Source organism: Collinsella aerofaciens, from assembly GCF_039752955.1.
Taxonomy (GTDB): Bacteria; Actinomycetota; Coriobacteriia; order Coriobacteriales; family Coriobacteriaceae; genus Collinsella; species Collinsella aerofaciens_BI.
Window position 1 is genome coordinate 11532 of sequence record NZ_JBDMHB010000017.1, and the last position, 16419, is coordinate 27950.

The 16419-nt window shown below is 60.4% G+C and carries 15 protein-coding genes; 1 reads left to right on the plus strand and 14 read right to left on the minus strand.

Going from position 1 to position 16419, the window contains the following annotated elements; translation table 11 throughout:
- Position 1 precedes the first annotated feature (1 nt).
- The 10 genes from ABHR75_RS05395 to ABHR75_RS05440 form a co-directional block, all read right to left on the minus strand.
- Positions 2–1978 (minus strand): RecQ family ATP-dependent DNA helicase, encoded by a 1977-nt coding sequence (locus ABHR75_RS05395; protein ID WP_346963814.1) that lies wholly within the window; start codon positions 1976–1978, stop codon positions 2–4.
- A 321-nt stretch (positions 1979–2299) separates the two neighbouring features.
- Complete coding sequence (locus ABHR75_RS05400) at positions 2300–3019, minus strand: GntR family transcriptional regulator (RefSeq protein ID WP_006235129.1); 720 nt, start codon at positions 3017–3019, stop codon at positions 2300–2302.
- A 218-nt stretch (positions 3020–3237) separates the two neighbouring features.
- The gene (locus ABHR75_RS05405; protein ID WP_346963815.1) at positions 3238–4245 is read right to left on the minus strand and encodes a YitT family protein; all 1008 of its coding nucleotides are present in this window, start codon (positions 4243–4245) and stop codon (positions 3238–3240) included.
- A 354-nt stretch (positions 4246–4599) separates the two neighbouring features.
- A complete protein-coding gene (locus ABHR75_RS05410; protein ID WP_346963816.1) occupies positions 4600–5229 on the minus strand; it encodes an HAD family hydrolase in 630 nt (209 codons plus the stop codon).
- 159 nt (positions 5230–5388) lie between these two features.
- The gene (locus ABHR75_RS05415) at positions 5389–6372 is read right to left on the minus strand and encodes an SIS domain-containing protein (protein ID WP_229025861.1); all 984 of its coding nucleotides are present in this window, start codon (positions 6370–6372) and stop codon (positions 5389–5391) included.
- A gap of 199 nt (positions 6373–6571) precedes the next feature.
- The gene (locus ABHR75_RS05420; protein ID WP_006235135.1) at positions 6572–7405 is read right to left on the minus strand and encodes a PTS system mannose/fructose/sorbose family transporter subunit IID; all 834 of its coding nucleotides are present in this window, start codon (positions 7403–7405) and stop codon (positions 6572–6574) included.
- Between the two features lie 13 nt (positions 7406–7418).
- Positions 7419–8213: a PTS mannose/fructose/sorbose/N-acetylgalactosamine transporter subunit IIC gene (locus ABHR75_RS05425; RefSeq protein ID WP_006235136.1), complete on the minus strand. Its 795-nt coding sequence runs from the start codon at positions 8211–8213 to the stop codon at positions 7419–7421.
- Between the two features lie 36 nt (positions 8214–8249).
- Positions 8250–9173, minus strand: a complete 924-nt coding sequence (locus tag ABHR75_RS05430; RefSeq protein ID WP_346963817.1) for a PTS sugar transporter subunit IIAB — start codon at positions 9171–9173, stop codon at positions 8250–8252.
- A gap of 182 nt (positions 9174–9355) precedes the next feature.
- Complete coding sequence (locus tag ABHR75_RS05435; protein ID WP_117746782.1) at positions 9356–10438, minus strand: DMT family transporter; 1083 nt, start codon at positions 10436–10438, stop codon at positions 9356–9358.
- Positions 10439–10669: 231 nt separating this feature from the next.
- Positions 10670–11662: an SIS domain-containing protein gene (locus ABHR75_RS05440; protein ID WP_006235139.1), complete on the minus strand. Its 993-nt coding sequence runs from the start codon at positions 11660–11662 to the stop codon at positions 10670–10672.
- A 206-nt stretch (positions 11663–11868) separates the two neighbouring features.
- On the opposite strand from ABHR75_RS05440, the gene ABHR75_RS05445 reads away from it, so the two are divergent.
- Complete coding sequence (locus tag ABHR75_RS05445; RefSeq protein WP_195364152.1) at positions 11869–12591, plus strand: GntR family transcriptional regulator; 723 nt, start codon at positions 11869–11871, stop codon at positions 12589–12591.
- A 45-nt stretch (positions 12592–12636) separates the two neighbouring features.
- On the opposite strand, the gene ABHR75_RS05450 is transcribed toward ABHR75_RS05445, so the two are convergent.
- The 4 genes from ABHR75_RS05450 to ABHR75_RS05465 all read right to left on the minus strand — a co-directional run.
- Positions 12637–13218, minus strand: coding sequence for a GNAT family N-acetyltransferase (locus ABHR75_RS05450; protein ID WP_346963818.1), 582 nt, complete (start codon positions 13216–13218; stop codon positions 12637–12639).
- A 77-nt stretch (positions 13219–13295) separates the two neighbouring features.
- Complete coding sequence (locus tag ABHR75_RS05455) at positions 13296–14321, minus strand: threonine aldolase family protein (RefSeq protein WP_346963819.1); 1026 nt, start codon at positions 14319–14321, stop codon at positions 13296–13298.
- 45 nt (positions 14322–14366) lie between these two features.
- Positions 14367–15230, minus strand: coding sequence for a phosphatase PAP2 family protein (locus ABHR75_RS05460; protein ID WP_346963820.1), 864 nt, complete (start codon positions 15228–15230; stop codon positions 14367–14369).
- 87 nt (positions 15231–15317) lie between these two features.
- Positions 15318–16419: helicase-related protein (locus ABHR75_RS05465; protein WP_346963821.1), on the minus strand; the 1102-nt coding region annotated here is incomplete at its 5' end.

Here is a 16419-nt window from a genome sequence, read left to right on the forward strand (position 1 = left end):
GTTACACTCCATCCCGCGCATGCTCGGACTCAAATTCTTCAATCGCCGCCATAAACTGCTCGCCAAAGGCGTCGGCTTTTTTCTCGCCAATGCCGTTGACCTGGATCAGCTCCTCGCGCGTCTGCGGACGCAGGCGGCACAGGCCGCGCAGGGCCTTGTCGGAAAAGACCATATACGGCGCCATCTCCAGCTCGGTCGAGATCTCCTTGCGGAGGGCACGCAGGCGCTCGAACAGCTCGGCATCGTCGCCAACGCGCGGGCGCTGATCCAGCTCGGCCTCCTCGCGCAGCAGATCGACGGCGCGGCGGGCGCGGGCCGAGGCCTTGCGCTTGGACGCACGACGCTTAACGGTAAAGGCGAACGCCTCATCCTCGACCTCGCCGGCACGCGGACCCAGCCCCACGACCGGGTACTGCCCCTGCGAGGTGGCCAAATAACCGCGACCGCACAGCTGGCCGATGATGTCCTTGATGCGCCCGACCGATTCGCTCGACAGCTCACCGTAGCCGCGCTCCTCGTCCAGATGCATCTGGCGAATGCGCTCGGTGTTGCCGCCGTGGAGCACGTCGGCGATCAGCGACTTGCCAAAGCGCATGGGACGCGTGGCCACATAGCGCACGGCGGCGCGGGCCATATCGGTGACGTCCTCGACCTCGAACTGCGTGAGACAGTTGCTGCAGTTGCCGCAGCCCTCGGCGTCGTCTGCCGTGCCGCCCGCGGCGGCTGCCGCATGCTCGGCCGCCGCCTCGTCGCCAAAGTAGCGCAGCATGTATTCGCGCAGACAGCCAGTGGTATTGCAGTAGCCCTCCATCTGGCTGAGCAGGCGATAACGGTTCTGGAGCGCCCACGCGCGCTGCTCGTCGTCGAGCGCCTCGTCGGCCGCATCGCCGCGGTCGATCAAAAAGCGGCGCATGCGAAAATCGTTACCGTTCCACAGCAAGTGACAGCTGGCCGGATCGCCATCGCGGCCAGCGCGGCCCGCCTCCTGGTAGTAGGCCTCGATGCTCTCGGGCACGTTGTTGTGGATCACGTAGCGCACGTTGGGCTTGTCGATGCCCATGCCAAAGGCGTTGGTGGCAACCATCACCTGGATATCGTCGTCGATAAAGGCACGCTGGCTCTGGCGGCGGGCGTCGTTGCACATGCCGGCATGGTAGCGCCCCACACGAATGCCGCTGGGGCCCAGTGCCTCGGCAAGCTCCGCGGCCAGCGCATCGACCGTCTTGCGAGTCGAGCAATACACGATGCCGCTCTCGCTCGAATGCGCGATCACATAGTCGCGCACCCACGCGGCCTTGGCCTTGTCGCCCATCTCCTCGCAACCAAAGTAGAGGTTCTTGCGATCGAAGCCCGTCACCACGGTCGCGGGGTTTTGCAGTCCGAGCATCTGCTGAATGTCCGCGCGCACGCGCTCAGTCGCCGTAGCGGTAAAGGCCGCCACGATAGGGCGCTGCGGCAGGGAATCGATGAACTCGCGAATCTGCAGATAGGCGGGGCGGAAATCCTGGCCCCATTGGCTCACGCAGTGGGCCTCGTCAATAGCCACGAGCGGCACGCCAATGCCGCCGTCCGCCGCGGCCTCCTGCGCAAAGGCTAAAAAGCGCGGCTCGAGCAGGCGCTCGGGCGCCACGTACATAAGCTGGTAGCGGCCCTCGCGCGCCCGCTTGAGCACGGTGTTTTGCTGGGCCGGGGTAAGGCTGGAGTTGAGATAGCTAGGTCGCGCACCCGCCGCGAGCAACGCACGGGTCTGGTCCTCCATAAGCGACAGCAGCGGACTCACCACAAAGGTGATGCCGGGCAGCATGAGCGCGGGCACCTGGTAGCAAATGGACTTGCCGGCGCCCGTGGGCATAACACCCAGCGCATCGCGGCCTGCAAGAATCGCATCCACCATGCGGTCCTGCCCCGGGCGAAACGAGGTGTAGCCAAAATAGGCGCCGAGCGTGTCGAGCGCCATCTGCTGCATGCTATCGGTCATGGTTTCCTAACGTCCAAGTCATCTGCCGCCGATTATACGCCGCCACGCGGACCGGTGCCGCACGGCCGTCGGCCACGGGCAACGCAATCCAAAAGGAACGAGCGTGGGATTTTTGGACACTTTCCCAACGGCTAATCTCTTGACAAGCGCGCAAACGTCGCTGGTTGAGCATAGGTCAGCGAAAACGCCCCTAAGCGAGCAAGGTGACGTGAAAGAGGAGGGAAGCGTACTTCGGTACGCGACCGACGATTGAACGTCAGATTGCCGCTTAGGGGCGTTTGCAGCGTCGAGCCGTTACGCGGTTTGGTAAAACCGCGTAACTTACATGACCATAACGTAGCGCGATCCCACGTAGTACTGCTTACCCATCAAAACCGGCTCGTCATCGGGACCGGTAAAGCCGGCACGCAGGTTGAGCAGCGGATCGTGCGGAGCAATGCCCAGCTCGGCCGCCTGCTCGGCGTTAGCTCGAACGGCCTCGACCGTACGGTAGCCAACCGAGACAATCGGCGTTCCGCCAACACGCTCGACCTCGGCAAAAATCGACTTGTCCTCAAGATCGGCCGTCAACAGCTCACGGTAGGCGTCAAACGGCACAAAGATGTTCTCCTCAAAGATGGGCTCGCCGTCGGCCGTACGCACGCGCTTGATATGCAGCAGCAGCGCATCCTTCTGCAGGCCAAAGAACTCCATCTCGTTTTGGCGCGCCGGAACGATCTGGCGATCGATCACGTGCGCACCGGCCTTCATGCCGTTGCCGGCACACAGCGCGGTAAACGTCTGCAGCGTCGAGGCGTGAAACTGGCGGTTGATGTGCGGCGTGGAGACAAAGGTGCCGCGGCCCTGCTGCTTAACCAGGTAACCATCGGAGCACAGCTCCTCGACAGCGCGGCGCACCGTAATACGGCTCACCTCGTACTGCTCGGCTAGTTCAAGCTCGGACGGAATACGCTCCTTGGGTGCATAAACACCTTTCTCGATCGCATCCTTGATTTCGTCATAAATCTGCTGGTAAAGCGGTGCATTTTTGGGCGCAGGCATATCTGATCACTCTTATCAAAATAGCTAAATTTCTAATACGTATATAACGTCTAGTTTCATGTTACCTCATATTGATAAAACGATACACCCTCCCTACCAAAAAGCGACAGCTTCATTTTGGTAGGTTTTATCTGGGCAAACGAGAGCCCTCGAAAGCAACGGGGCTTTCGGGGGGCTCGTTCGGATGGGTTGCGCAGGACCGGCAAAATGCCAATACCCTACTTGCCGTCATCCTGCTGCAGGCTGTCCTGTTCGCTGAGGCGCGCCTGCCTGCTGGCCATGCGTGCGGGCTTGTCGGGATCGGGAACGGCCGTGGGCATGGGCTCGTCGACATGACCGCCCCACCAGCCGCCCACAAAGTTGAGCGTGTGGAACACGTTGATCACGGCGCCGGGATCAACGTCGCACACCAACTTGATAATGTCCTGGCTCTCGTAGGTCGAAACAACGGTGTTCAGCAGGTACATCTTTTCGCGGCTGTATCCGCCGACGACCTCGGCGCAGCTAATGCCGTGCTGAAAATGGTTTACGTAGGCAGTCATGACCTCGTCTGCCTTGCGCGTCGTAATCTGCAGCGTCACGCGATCGTAGCGACGATAGAAACTGTCGATAGTCTTGGTCGAAATAAACTGGAACACGATGGAATACGCCGCCTTGTCCCAGCCAAACATAAAGCCAAAGATCGCCAGGATAAAGCAGTTGAAACCAAAGATGACGCCCCAGATGGTCTTGCCCGTGTGGTTGGAAACCCACAGCGCGATAAAGTCGGTGCCGCCGGTGGATGCGCCGGATTTAAGCGCGATGGCAGCGCCCAGACCCGAGACCATGCCGCCAAAAATGATGAGCATGATCTTGTCGCCCAAAAACGGCGCGAAGTGAAAGACGTTGAGGAACAGCGATGAGAGCACGACCTGCATCATCGAGAAGATGACGAAGCGCTTGCTAATGCCGCTCCAGCATAAGAGCGCCACGGGGATGTTGAGCGCGAGCATGCCGAGCGAGATGTCGATATGAACGCCACCCAGCGAGGTAACGCGATCGAGCAGGACCGCGACGCCGGTAAGACCGCTCGGAAGCAGGTCGGCGGGCTGAATGAACGCCTGGATCAGAAATGTCTGGAGAACGGCGGAAATGGTGACCGCCACAGCAGTAATGGCGCGGCGGACGATGGTGAGGCGGCCGAGCACGAGCACTCGGTCCGTGAGCTGATCGATGGCGTTCGCCACGCAGGCTCCTTTCGAAGGCAGATGTAGTTGTGGGATATGTCCGCGATTGTAGCATGGAGCGTGCGGGGGCGCTTCAATTCACCCTCTCCCGACAACCAAAGCGGGACCAGCAACCCCACGACCAAAGGCCCAAATTACAAGTGAGTAGACTTTACGCGACCTGCAGAGCACACCCAAAACCGCCACCCCTGTGACCTGCGGTTTTACAAAGGAAGATATGCATTGTGCTCGGCCTGCGCCAAAAAGTCTACTCACTTAGTCCGAATCGAAGCCAAACGGATCCAAATAGATGACAAATTAAGCCAATCCGCAGCAAAAGACGCGTGAATCAGTGCTTCTCGCGGCGGATTGACGCTACAAAGCGGCCAAAATGTCGGTCAGATTATCGATAACGGCATCGGCTCGCGATTGATCGAGGTTGACGCCCTCGTGCGGACGCAGTGCCAGGACGCGGGCGCCGGAACGCTTGCCGGCCTCGATCCCCAAAGGCGAATCCTCGATAACCAGGCACTCGGCAGGCTCCACCCCCAGCGCCTCCATGGCACGCAGGTAGATCTCGGGGTCGGGCTTAAACGCACTGCACTCGTGACCGCTGATGGTGTAGTCCAGCACATCGGCGATACCGGCAATCTCTACCAGCTCGTCAATGAGCTCACGATAAGACGAGCTCGCGATGGCACACTTCACGCCGCGCTCGTGCAGTGCGCGCATCACCGGCTCCGTCTGCTCGTTGAGCAGCTCGGCATACGGAACGGGATGGTCCGGGCTATAGACCTGCTTGTACTCCACGCGCAGGCGCTCGCGCAGCTCAACATCGTCAGGTACCAGCGACTTCCAAATGGCGGGCTCGTTAGACCCCGAAAGATCGGGGATCTCGTCAAAGTGAAAGCCCTTCTCTTCCATAAACGCCACGCGACGACGGTTGTAGAACCACTCGGTATCGACCAGCACGCCGTCCATGTCAAACAGCACTGCCTTGATCATACGCATCTCCTCCCACCTGCCAAAAAGGGACAGGTTTATTTTGGTAGGTTTTATCTGGGATTTGCGACGCGACAGACACGCCCTCCCCAGAGCAAAAAAGGGGACGGGGCGCAAACCCCATCCCCTCTCAATCAACCCGTAAGGTCTACTTACTTGTGATTAGTAGGAAAGCTTCCACATGTAGCGGCGCATGGTCAGCGGGTGCTGACGGGCCTCGGCGATCTGGTTGCCGTACTCGCGCATAACGGCGAGGTGCAGCAGCGGGTTGAAGTAGGTGACGACGCTCGCGGGCACGGCGTCAGCCAGGCCGTAGTCCTTGGAGTCGATCAGAGCGACCTTGGCGCCCATGCGCTCAAGGAAGGTGAGGGCGCGGGCGTCCATCGGACGGGTAGCGCCATCGGACATGAAGAAGACGTAGGGCTTACCCTCGGTGGAAACCTCGAACGGGCCGTGGAAGTACTCGCCGGTGTTGTAGGCGGCGGCGTCGATCCACTGCATCTCGGTGAACAGGAAGGCGGCGTGAGAGTAAGCCATCTTCTCGGAGGCACCAGAGGCCATGAAGTAAATCATCTTGTCGTCCTTGAAGTCCTCAGCGAACTTCTTGGCGAGCTTCTTGCAGGACTGAGCAGCGTTCTCGCAGAGATCGAAGACGTTGGTGAGGCCGGTGATCATGTCGTCGTACTTGTCATAGCCCTCGGTCTGCTGAAGGATCTCGAGAGCAAGAGCGATGGCATAGCCGGGCTTCTCGCACTTGGCAGCGAAGTTGGCGTGGAAGCCGTGAACGATGACGTAGTCAGCGTCGACGGTCAGAGCGGAGCCAGCCTTGTTGGTGAGGGAGACGACCGGGCAGTTGTGCTTCTTGGCGGTCTTGTTGGCCTCGACGGTCTCGGGCGTGGAGCCACCGAGGGAGCAGGTGATCACGAAGGTGTGCTCGTTGACCCAGGAAGGCGTGTCGTAGTTGAACTCGTTAGCGGTGAAGATCTGAACGTTCAGCTTGTCCGTGTTGTTGGCCAGGAAGTACTTGGCGGGGTACAGGTCGGACATGGAAGCACCGCAGCCGACGAAGGCGACACTGTGGATCTCGTGGTTGGACAGGACGTCAGCGACGATCTGCTTAGGGAGGTTAAGGTCGATCTCGTACATCTGACACATTCCTTTCGATTTTTGCGGCGCCACATTGCCGGGCGCTCGCAGGGTTACCGTGGTTTGGACCGAGTCGCCGGTCCGTTGAGGATGCGACAAGGGGACTGTCCCATTGTCGCATTTTGGGGATGGAAGCCTGCCTGGGGTATGGGATGCCAGGCAGGCCCCCGGGGGAAAGCGGTTAGGCGCTTGGTCGCGACTAGGCCAGAATGCCGGCCGCGGAGAGGGCGATGCCGCCCACGATGGCGATCACGAGAAGCCAACCGGTGTTGACGTTCTTCTTGATGAGCCAGTACATAAGGCCGGTGAGGCCAAGGGAGATCATCTGGGGCATCATGCCGTCCAGGATGTCCTGGATAACGACGGTGCCCTCAGCGAACTGCAGCGGGGTGGTGGCGCCGATCAGCGTGGCGATCATGCCGCCCACGGACATAAGACCCACGATGCCGCAGACATACATGAGCTTCTCCATGAGGTCGCCGCCCTGAAGCTTGCTCAGGTACTCGTGGCCGCCCTGATAGCCCATCTTGGCGGCGAACCAAGTAATCAGCACAGAGGGGACGATGGAGATGAGCATGGCCAGGATCGGGCCCATGATGGAGCCCTGCTGAGCCAGCTGAACGCCCAGGCCAAAGGCGATAACGCGGATGGTGCCCTGGAAGAAGGAGTCACCGATGCCGGAAAGCGGACCCATGAGGGAGGTCTTGACCGCGTTGATCGAATCGGGATCGAAGTTCTCGGGATCCTTGGCGTACTCCTCCTCCATGGAGGCGGTGAGGCCCAGGATAAAGGCGCTCGTCTGCGGGGTGCAGTTGTAGAACGCCATGTGACGGTGGTAAGCCTCTTTCTTAGCAGCGAGCTGCTTGGGGTCGGACTCGTCCGGATAGAGGCGATCGAGCGTGGGAACCATGCCGTAGAGGAAGCCCATGTTCATCTGACGCTCGTAGTTCCAAGAGGCCTGGATGGCCCAGGAGCGCCAGAAGAACTGGCTGACCTTCTTGTTCAGGGACACGTCCTTGGTTGCGGTTGCCATAGTGTGTTCCTCCTTAGTCTTCGTCGTCTTCGAGCGGATCGTAGTCGGAATCGACACCGGCGGCTGCATGGGAACCGTTGAACTTGAAGCCCATGAAGACGACAGCCAGGCACACACCGATCAGAGCGACCGCGATGACGGACAGGTTGAGGTAAGCGGCGAGCAGGAAACCGATGAACAGGAACGGAGTCATACCCTTCTTGATCATCATGGTGAGCAGCAGGGCCAAGCCGTAGGCGGTCATGATCTTGGTCGAAACGTTAAGACCAGTGGACAGCCACTCGGGAACCATGTTGACGATGGCCTGAACCAGGTCGGTGCCAACAAAAACGGCGAGGAAGATCGGCAGGAAGTACATGACGGCGTACAGACCGGAGCCGGCGCAGATGTGCATACGGTAGGCGGTCTTGAACTTTCCGTTATCGATCGCGCTATCTGCCACATGGGTGAGGGCGGCGATGATGGAACGGAACACGATGCCGAGAAGCTGACCCAGGACGGCGACCGGGATGGCGATCGTCATGGCGGTCTCGGCGGAAGCATCGGTCAGGCACGCAAAGGCAGCGGCCACGATGCCGCCCAGGACCATATCGGGCGGAACGGCGGCGCCGACCTGCACCAGGCCCATGGACACGAGCTCGACGGCGGCACCGACGGCAAGGCCGGTGGGCACATCGCCCAGCAGCAGACCGACGAGCGTAGCGCCAACGAGGGGCTGCTCGAAGTTAAGACGACCGAGCAGGCGGGAGTCCCACATGCAGAACACGCCGACGAGGCCGACGAGCACCGCACTGATGAACGTATTCATACCCTTCTCCTTTCAGTCAGGCAAAAGCCTGGTTGATTACAGCTTGGCGTCGATGTCGACGCTCTGATACGTAGGGGTCTGCTGGACGTAGAGCTTGATGCCCATGTCGAGCAGTTGGTTGACGTCGGCCTTCTGGTTGGCGTCGAGGAAGACGGAGCTGTCCTTGCCGCCGACCTGATCGGCACCGTCGTGGTTGGCGGTGGCGCCCAGGTTGATGGCGTCGAGCTTGTAGCCCTGGCAGAACTGCAGCATCTCGGCAGTGTTGCCAAAGACGAACATGACGCGCTCGCCGAGGGTGTTGAGCTTGTCCATCTTGGCGAGGGCACGCTCGACGGTGAAGACGTTCAGGCGCACGCCCTGGGGCTTGGCCAGCTTAAGAGCGCCCTTCTTGATGTCATCGTTGGCGGCGGCGTTGTCGACGACGATGATGCGCTCGGCCTGAACCTTGGTGGTCCAGGTAAAGACGACCTGGCCGTGCAGCAGACGGTAATCAAGACGTGCGAGGACGATCTTGGCGGGACCGGAGCTGTGACGGGACGCCTTGGCCTTCTTGGCGGGAGCCGCGGCAGCCTCGACCGGTGCGTTGGGGTTGGTCAGACCGGTGCGGGCCTCGTTGATGAGGGCTGCGAGCTCGGCACCCTTGACGGGGACGGGGCTCATAGCGAGCGTGAGCGCCAGCGGGATGTTGAAACCGCTGACAACCGTGAACTTCGTGCCGTTCTTGGAAAGCTCGACCATGCTGTTGTTGACCGAGCTGCCGAGCATATCGGTCAGCACATAGACGGTGTCGTCCGCGTTGAACGTGGCGATCATGGCGTCCACCTTATCGGTGATGGGCTCCTTGTCGTCACGAGCAAGCGACACGACGTGGACGTTCGACACGTCGCCGAGAACCATCTCGAGCGTGTCTTTGGCGCCTGCGGCCAGGCCGCCATGAGATGCGAGAATGATCTGATTCATCTTGCCTCCTCCTTTTCGTTATGGTCATTATAACGTCTTATACGTTGCTTATATTGCTAATTAGTATAAAGACCGTTCGCGGGTGAAAATCGACCGTTGACGGGTTTAACGTATTTGAAACGTTGGGGCTGGGTAGGCCGCGCTGGCTGGATAACCCGAGGTCAGACCCTGCGCGCAATCCTCTATCGCACAAAGTACCAGGGGCTTTCCTGCACGGTGGGCTCCAGCGCGATGCCGGTGCGCTCCTTAAACAGATCCATGTCCTGCGATTTCTCCGTCCACCACGCGTTGGGCTTAAAGGTCATGCTCTCAACGATATGGCCGACAAAGGCGCTGTTGCGCAGCTTGGAGAAGTCGGTGTTCATAATCAGGATGGACGCGAGCACCAGCACGATGCCCAGGACTTTAATCGCGCCGGCGGGCTCGGCGTAGACACCAATGCCCACCAGTACGGTGACAACCGTCTCGAAAGACATTACGACGGGAACTTTCGATGTCTCGAGCCCCATGGACAGACCCTGCATATATAAGATGTAAGCAACGGCTGTGGGGATGAGTCCAAAGCCAAGGAACAGCAGCAGCAGCTGTGGCGACATTGCCGCGGCGACATCCGGCCACGGAGCCGCGATAGCTGCCATAACCGCACCGCCAAAAACAAAGCCCCAAAACGTGACAGCCAGCGGGTGGACCGTCTTGGTTGCTATTCGGCTAAACACCGCGAGCGACGCACCACAAAGGCCTGCAATCACGCCCGACGTGACGCCCCAAACCGAAAAATGAAAACCGGAAAGGTCGCCATTGGTCACTGCAAGCACGCAGCCTACGATGTTAAAGACAATGGCAACGAGCTTGTTGGGGGTCACGTCCTCGCGATAAAGCACGCGGCCGAGCATGACGCCAAACACCGGCGAGGTGTAGAGCAGCACCGAGGCCGTGGACATGCCCACCTCGCCCATGCACTCGTAATAGCAGGTGTTAGCGGCGGCCAAACCGACGATGCCAACAAGCGCACAAGGAACAAGCTCTTTAGGGCTTGCCTTGAACAGGGCCAGCGGACCCTGAGCCACGGTAGACCCCTCACCCGGACGGCAGCCCATAAACATCAGGACCGGCGCCAAGATAAGCGCTCCGACCAACAAGCGAAAGGCAGCCATGCTCTGGGACGAAACGCCCATGGCCGAGATGCCGTTTACAAAGATTCCGATGCTGCCCCACATAAGCGCGGCGATCAGCACCAGCACATAGCCCAGATTGCTCTTCTTCAACGCAGCCTCCTCGGTATTGTTTCCAATATGTTTCGTACTACGTTATAGTCGTTATATACATTTTTCAAGACACAAATCGGCGAGCGGATAAGTGATCCGTTTTCCTCCGCCCCCAGCGGATTACTGGGCGGTTGCGGTGAAATAGTTCCTAAATAGAGGCTTCAAGCCCCCAAGCAGGAACTATTCCACCGCAACTTATGAGGACATCGAGCTGTTAGGCCGCTCTATCCCCTAGTAGTCCAGCTTCCACATGTAGCGGCGCGTCATGTAGTCCTTGTGGGTGACGGCAGAGAGCGCACGCATGTACACGTTGTTGAGGATCGGGGCAAAGATCAGGTGATTGAAGTACTCGCTCACGCTGTCCTTGATGTCGTTGAGGCCGAGCTCCTTGGCGTCGAGCTGATAGACGCGCTCGCCACCGTACTGGTTGACGAAGCGGATGCCGCGCTCGTCGTTGCAGCGGCTGCGGCCGACGCTGATGAGCTGGAACAGCGAGGTGCGCTTGTCCAGGATCTCGAAGGGGCCGTGGAAGAAGTCGCAGGTGTTGATGGTGCAGGAGTCGATCTGCAGCATCTCCTGCACGTTGCAGATGCTAAAGACGTAGGCGGCACCAAAGAGCGGACCCTGAGCCATCACGTTGATGCAGGGCTTGTCGGCGTTTTGCTCGGCCCACTTGGCGGCGAGCGGACGGGTGTACTCGACGGCCTTGCGATAGATGGGGTCAACCAGGTCGAAGGCGGCCATAGCGGTCTCGTACTCGGCATAGCCCTCGGTCTGCTGCGTAAGCTCCATGGCGATCATGGTCACGACGGCGGAGTTGGTGCGGCCCATGCAGGACTCGTCGACGGCCAGGCTGTCATACTGGATCTTGTAGTCGCAGACCTCGGTGAGGCCGGACTCGTCGACATAGATTGCGATGGTGCTGGCGCCGTGGTCCTTGGCGACCTGGGCGGCGACGATGGTCTCCTTGGTGCCGCGCATGGACACGACGACGGCCAGGGTGTTCTCGTTGACGTAGGCCGGGGTGGCGTGCACGAACTCGTTGCTGGTGTAGCTGGAGCTCACGACCTGCGTGGCCTCGTGCTCCATAAAGTACTGGGCAGGATAGTTGCCGCCGTTGGATCCGCCGGCGCCAATCCACACGACGCGCTTGATGCCGCCCTTGTCTGCCTTGTCAGCCAAAACCTGGGAAACGACATCCTTAACCTGTTCCTGAGTGGTCATCGTGCATCAGCCTTTCTTCTCGTTTGATGCTCATCACAGGCATACAAGTTACATACATGTTTTGGTTATGTCGACTAGTTGTATGCTATATTTATCTTAGATTTTTTGCTGATGCGGTTTTTGATAATTGGCTACCAGCTGTTTTGTTGTCGTATTGAATACATGCTTGCTTAGATAAGCATACAAGTTAGATATAGGCTGATCGCATGAACGCTTCATCTAAAAAGAAACTGAGCCAATACGAGCGCTTGGCGGGTACGCTTCGCGACCGCATCGCCGCCGGCATCTACGCACGCGGAGACAAGCTGCCGTCCGAGATGGAGCTCATGGACGAATCGGGGCTGTCGCGCAGCACCGTACGCCATGCCCTTAAGGTGCTCGTTGATGAGGGTCTGGTTCGAACCGAGCGCGGGCGCGGCGCCTTTGTGGCCGACACGCCGGCGCTCCACGAGAACAACCTGGTGTTTTCGAGCTATACGGCGCAGGTCCAGGGTCAGGGCATGAAGCCCACCACGCGCACGGTGGACTCGGGCTTTACCAAGGCGGGCGGCAGTATAGCTAAGTTCTTTGATGCGGCCGTGGGCAGCAAGCTCGTCAAACTTGTCCGTCTGCGCTATCTGGACGATGCGCCGCTGTGCCTGGAGACTACCTATCTACCACCGAGCTTTGAAGCACTCATCGATCGCGATATCAATGGTTCGCTCTACGCGACGCTGCGCCAGGAATTCCATCGCGCGCCGGCACAGGGGCACAAGACCTTTGAGGTGTGCTATGCCTCGCAAAACGAGGCGTTTTTGCTCAACGTTGAGCGCGGGCAGGCGCTGATCCTGATCACCGACTACGTCTACGACACCGACGGCCGCCCGCTCCATGTCTCCAAGCGCATCCAACGCACCGACCGCGCCAAATACACCGAGCCCATCGGCTAACCTGCCAAAACCACCACAAAGGGGACAGGCACCTTTGTAGTAGTTTTAGGCGAGGAGATCGGGGAACCAGGTTGGCTTAGGTTGGTTAGGGACGCGCTCGGCTAGGACCAGCTCCATCCAACACATGTCGTACCAGCGACCGAACTTTTGGGCGCAGCGGTCAAAGGCACCCACCAGGCGATATCCCATATGGGCATGGAAATCCTGGCTGTTGTGCGTCAGATACTCGTCGTCCTTATCGTGCGGCACGGCGATGAGCGCGCACATGTTGGTGATGCCCATCGCAATCAGGCATTGCTTGAGCGTATCGTGCAACTTGCGACCCAGCCCGCCATGGCGCACATCGCGTGCCAGGTAGATCGACGTCTCGACCGACCAGTCGTATGCCTCGCGGCTGTTGAGCGGACTCACATAGGCATAGCCTATCGGACGCCCGTCCAGCTCCATCACCAGGTACGGATAGCGCTTGAGCGTACGCTCGATGCGCCCGGCGAACTCCTCAACGCTCGGCACCTCGTATTCGCAGGTAATCGCCGTCTGGCGCACATATGGCTCATAGATGGCAAGCAACGCCGGCGCATCATCGGGCGTCGCCAGGCGAATCGTCGGCTCGGACATCTCGGTCATACAACCCTTCCCCCTCAAAAACAAAGACCGCCTTGCGCCAAACCCAGCGCAAGGCGGCCCCTCGTCATTACATCAGGCTACAGGACAGCCGCCAACGCGTCGATATCCTCCTGCGTCGTGGCCCAGCTGGTGCAAAAGCGCACCACCGTGTGGGTCTCGTCGTACTTTTCCCAGTACTCGATCGCCGCATGCTCGCGAATGCGGGCCATATCCTCGTTGGGCAGAATCACGAATTGCTGGTTGGTCGGCGTCTCCAAGAAGAACTGGTAACCGTGCTCGTGCAGCACGCGGCGCAGCGCCTGAGCCGTCTCGATCGCCTGTCGACCAATCTCAAAATACAGGCCATCGGTAAAAAGCGCCTCAAACTGGACGCCCGTCAGGCGGCCCTTGGCCAACAGCGCGCCGTGTTGCTTAATGCGCGGAATGGGGTGCGCCGGGGCGTGCATGCCGCAGAACACCACGGCCTCGCCGCAGAGCGCGCCGCACTTGGTGCCGCCGATGTAGAACACGTCGCACAGCTGCGCCAGCTCGGGCAGGGTAATGTCGCACTCATCGGCCGCCAGCGCATAGGCCAGGCGGGCGCCGTCCACAAACAGCGGAATCTCACGCTTCTGGCACACCGCATGAATCGCCGCGAGCTCGGCCTTGGAATACAGCGTGCCGTACTCAGTCGATAGGCTCACGTACACGGCGCCCGGGAACACCGTGTGCTCGTAGCTCTCGTTTTCGTAGAACACCTGGATATAGTTCTCGAGGTCCTCGGCGTGCATCTTGCCCTCGTAGCCGGGGATGGTGAGCACCTTGTGGCCGCCAAACTCGATTGCGCCCGCCTCGTGGCAGGCGACGTGGCCAGTCTCGGCGGCAACGACGCCCTCGTAGGGCGCAAGCAGCATGTCGATCACCGTCGCGTTGGCCTGCGTGCCGCCCACCAGAAAAAACACGTCGGCATCGGGGGCCTGACAGGCCTCGCGGATAAGCTGCTTGGCACGCTCGGTGTGTGCATCGGCACCGTAGCCGGGCTGCGGCTCCATATTGGTGTCGACGAGCGCCTGCAGCACTGCCGGATGTGCGCCGTGGGAATAGTCGTTGTTAAACGCGAGCATGGCAATCCTCTCTAGCCGGGCACGGGCCCGATGATTTAAACGGGGCTATTGTACGCCGTTGGGATAGGCAACGCGCGCGGCAAGGCACTCAAGTGCCAGTACCAGGGCAAAACCGCAGCTCACGTCACTCAAAAAGTGCGCACCTATCACGATGCGCCCAAAGGCGACGAGCGCCGCGATCACAGCCGCCGCCCAAAAAATCACGCGGCGACGCGACGGTTTTTCCTTAAAGGCTGCCGCGGGAAGCCCGGCGAGCATAAGGCCGATCGCCGCATGCGCCGTGTGTCCGCTCGCAAACGACTTGAACCCGTCCTTGATCACGCCGGCGGCGATATAGGTCCACTTGTCGGGATTGCCGATCACCCACCACGGCTGAAAATTGAGCCCCGGCGTGACCTCGATCACGCGCATGCGCGGGCGCGACCACAGTGGCTTGACGATCACGTTGAGGATGATGGCCTGAGCGATCCACACGGCAAGCACCATCAACGCCCAGCGCGTGAGTTCGTCGGGCTCGGTCGTGCGCGTGAGGCGATAGACGATAAGGTTGGCAGCGATGACCAGCACAAACGTCAGCACCAACTGAGCCGCAATGAGTTTACCGCCAACCCTCAGGGACGAAACGATCTCGTAGCCGGTCAGGCCAACGTTGACGAGGATGCCGAGCGCGGCAAGCCATTTGCTGCCCCTGGAGTCGGGACGCACCGCGCGCACGAGCATAACGCCCGCGATGCTCGCCGTCAGCTCAAACGGCAACTCGCCAGCGGCCTCGATAAAGCGGCCGTACATGCTGCCGATGTTGAACAGCGCGCTCGAGATCTGATAATCGAAGAAACTGCCCACGCCCAGACAAAGACACAGGACAACCGCGATAGCGGCGGCGTCTTTCTTGTAGATGTACCCGCACATGCTTTCCTTTCGATGGGGCTGGAATCAACCTGCGAGGTGGCGGGCAAAGAACAACTGGTAGCTCTGCCCCGCCACGCCCCCTACTTGTTAGTCATCGTCGCTCGCGCCTAATTGCTGCAGCAGCATGAGTGCCGCGGCCACGGGGCCGGTGCCGTCGTTGGCGTCGAGACCGCGACCCAGGCCGCTGCCCGCGCCGGCGCCCGCCTTGTAGGGCACCGACAACTTGCGGCTCTTGGGGAAGTTCACCGCGCCATAGCGGGTCTTAAGCTCAAAGGCCACCTTCTTGGGCACGTCGACGCCCAAAAACGTGATGCGACCGCCGCTGAGCGTGACGCTCTCGAGCCCCAGGCGCTCGCCGCGAATGCGGATGCGCGCGCGATTGAACAGGTTGAGTCCCGCCAACGGCAGCTCACCATGCGCGGCCTCGGTCTCTTCCTGCACCTCGTCAATGCTCTCCAGGTCCTCGGCCGCTGCGAGCTTACGGTACACGAGCACGCGCTGGTCCACCGCCGGCAGGTACTCCTCGGACAAGAAGTAGTCGGCCGGCAGGTTAATACCCACGCTCGCCGCCTCCACGCCGGCGTCGTCATCGCCGCGCGCCTCGGCCACGGCCTGGCCCAGCATCTGCGTAAACAGATCAAAGCCCACGCTCGACAGGTTGCCGTGCTGCTCGGCTCCCATAAGCGAACCGGCGCCACGGATCTCTAGGTCGCGCATGGCGATGCGCATGCCGCTGCCCAGGTCCTGGAACTCGGAAAGTGCGGTCAGGCGCGCCGTTGCCTCCTCGGTGAGCGGCAGCTCGCCGGGGAACATAAAGTACGCGTAGGCCTGCGTGGCAGAGCGGCCCACACGGCCCTTGAGCTGGTAGAGCTGCGCCAGGCCAAGGCGCTGCGAGTCCTCGATGATCAGCGTGTTGGCCGTTGCGTTGTCGATGCCGCTCTCCACGATGGTCGTGGCGATGAGCACATCGATCTTTTTGGTCGCGAACTCAATCATCACGTCCTCGACCTCGCGCGGGCTCATCTTGCCGTGTGCCACGCCCACGCGCGCCTCGGGCGCGGCCTCATGCACGCGCGCCACGGCATCATCGATGGTCTTAACGCGGTTGGACACGTAGTACACCTGGCCGCCGCGGCCCACCTCCAGGCGAATCGCCGCGCTCACCACATCGGGGTCGTACTCCCCCACG

Excerpts from the sequence above, each read along its gene's own strand:
- ABHR75_RS05395 (WP_346963814.1), bottom strand. The coding sequence starts at position 1,978 with ATGACCGATAGCATGCAGCAGATGGCGCTCGACACGCTCGGCGCCTAT.
- ABHR75_RS05400 (WP_006235129.1), bottom strand. The coding sequence starts at position 3,019 with ATGCCTGCGCCCAAAAATGCACCGCTTTACCAGCAGATTTATGACGAA.
- ABHR75_RS05410 (WP_346963816.1), bottom strand. The coding sequence starts at position 5,229 with ATGATCAAGGCAGTGCTGTTTGACATGGACGGCGTGCTGGTCGATACC.
- ABHR75_RS05415 (WP_229025861.1), bottom strand. The coding sequence starts at position 6,372 with ATGTACGAGATCGACCTTAACCTCCCTAAGCAGATCGTCGCTGACGTC.
- ABHR75_RS05420 (WP_006235135.1), bottom strand. The coding sequence starts at position 7,405 with ATGGCAACCGCAACCAAGGACGTGTCCCTGAACAAGAAGGTCAGCCAG.
- ABHR75_RS05425 (WP_006235136.1), bottom strand. The coding sequence starts at position 8,213 with ATGAATACGTTCATCAGTGCGGTGCTCGTCGGCCTCGTCGGCGTGTTC.
- ABHR75_RS05430 (WP_346963817.1), bottom strand. The coding sequence starts at position 9,173 with ATGAATCAGATCATTCTCGCATCTCATGGCGGCCTGGCCGCAGGCGCC.
- ABHR75_RS05440 (WP_006235139.1), bottom strand. The coding sequence starts at position 11,662 with ATGACCACTCAGGAACAGGTTAAGGATGTCGTTTCCCAGGTTTTGGCT.
- ABHR75_RS05445 (WP_195364152.1), top strand. The coding sequence starts at position 11,869 with ATGAACGCTTCATCTAAAAAGAAACTGAGCCAATACGAGCGCTTGGCG.
- ABHR75_RS05450 (WP_346963818.1), bottom strand. The coding sequence starts at position 13,218 with ATGACCGAGATGTCCGAGCCGACGATTCGCCTGGCGACGCCCGATGAT.
- ABHR75_RS05455 (WP_346963819.1), bottom strand. The coding sequence starts at position 14,321 with ATGCTCGCGTTTAACAACGACTATTCCCACGGCGCACATCCGGCAGTG.
- ABHR75_RS05460 (WP_346963820.1), bottom strand. The coding sequence starts at position 15,230 with ATGTGCGGGTACATCTACAAGAAAGACGCCGCCGCTATCGCGGTTGTC.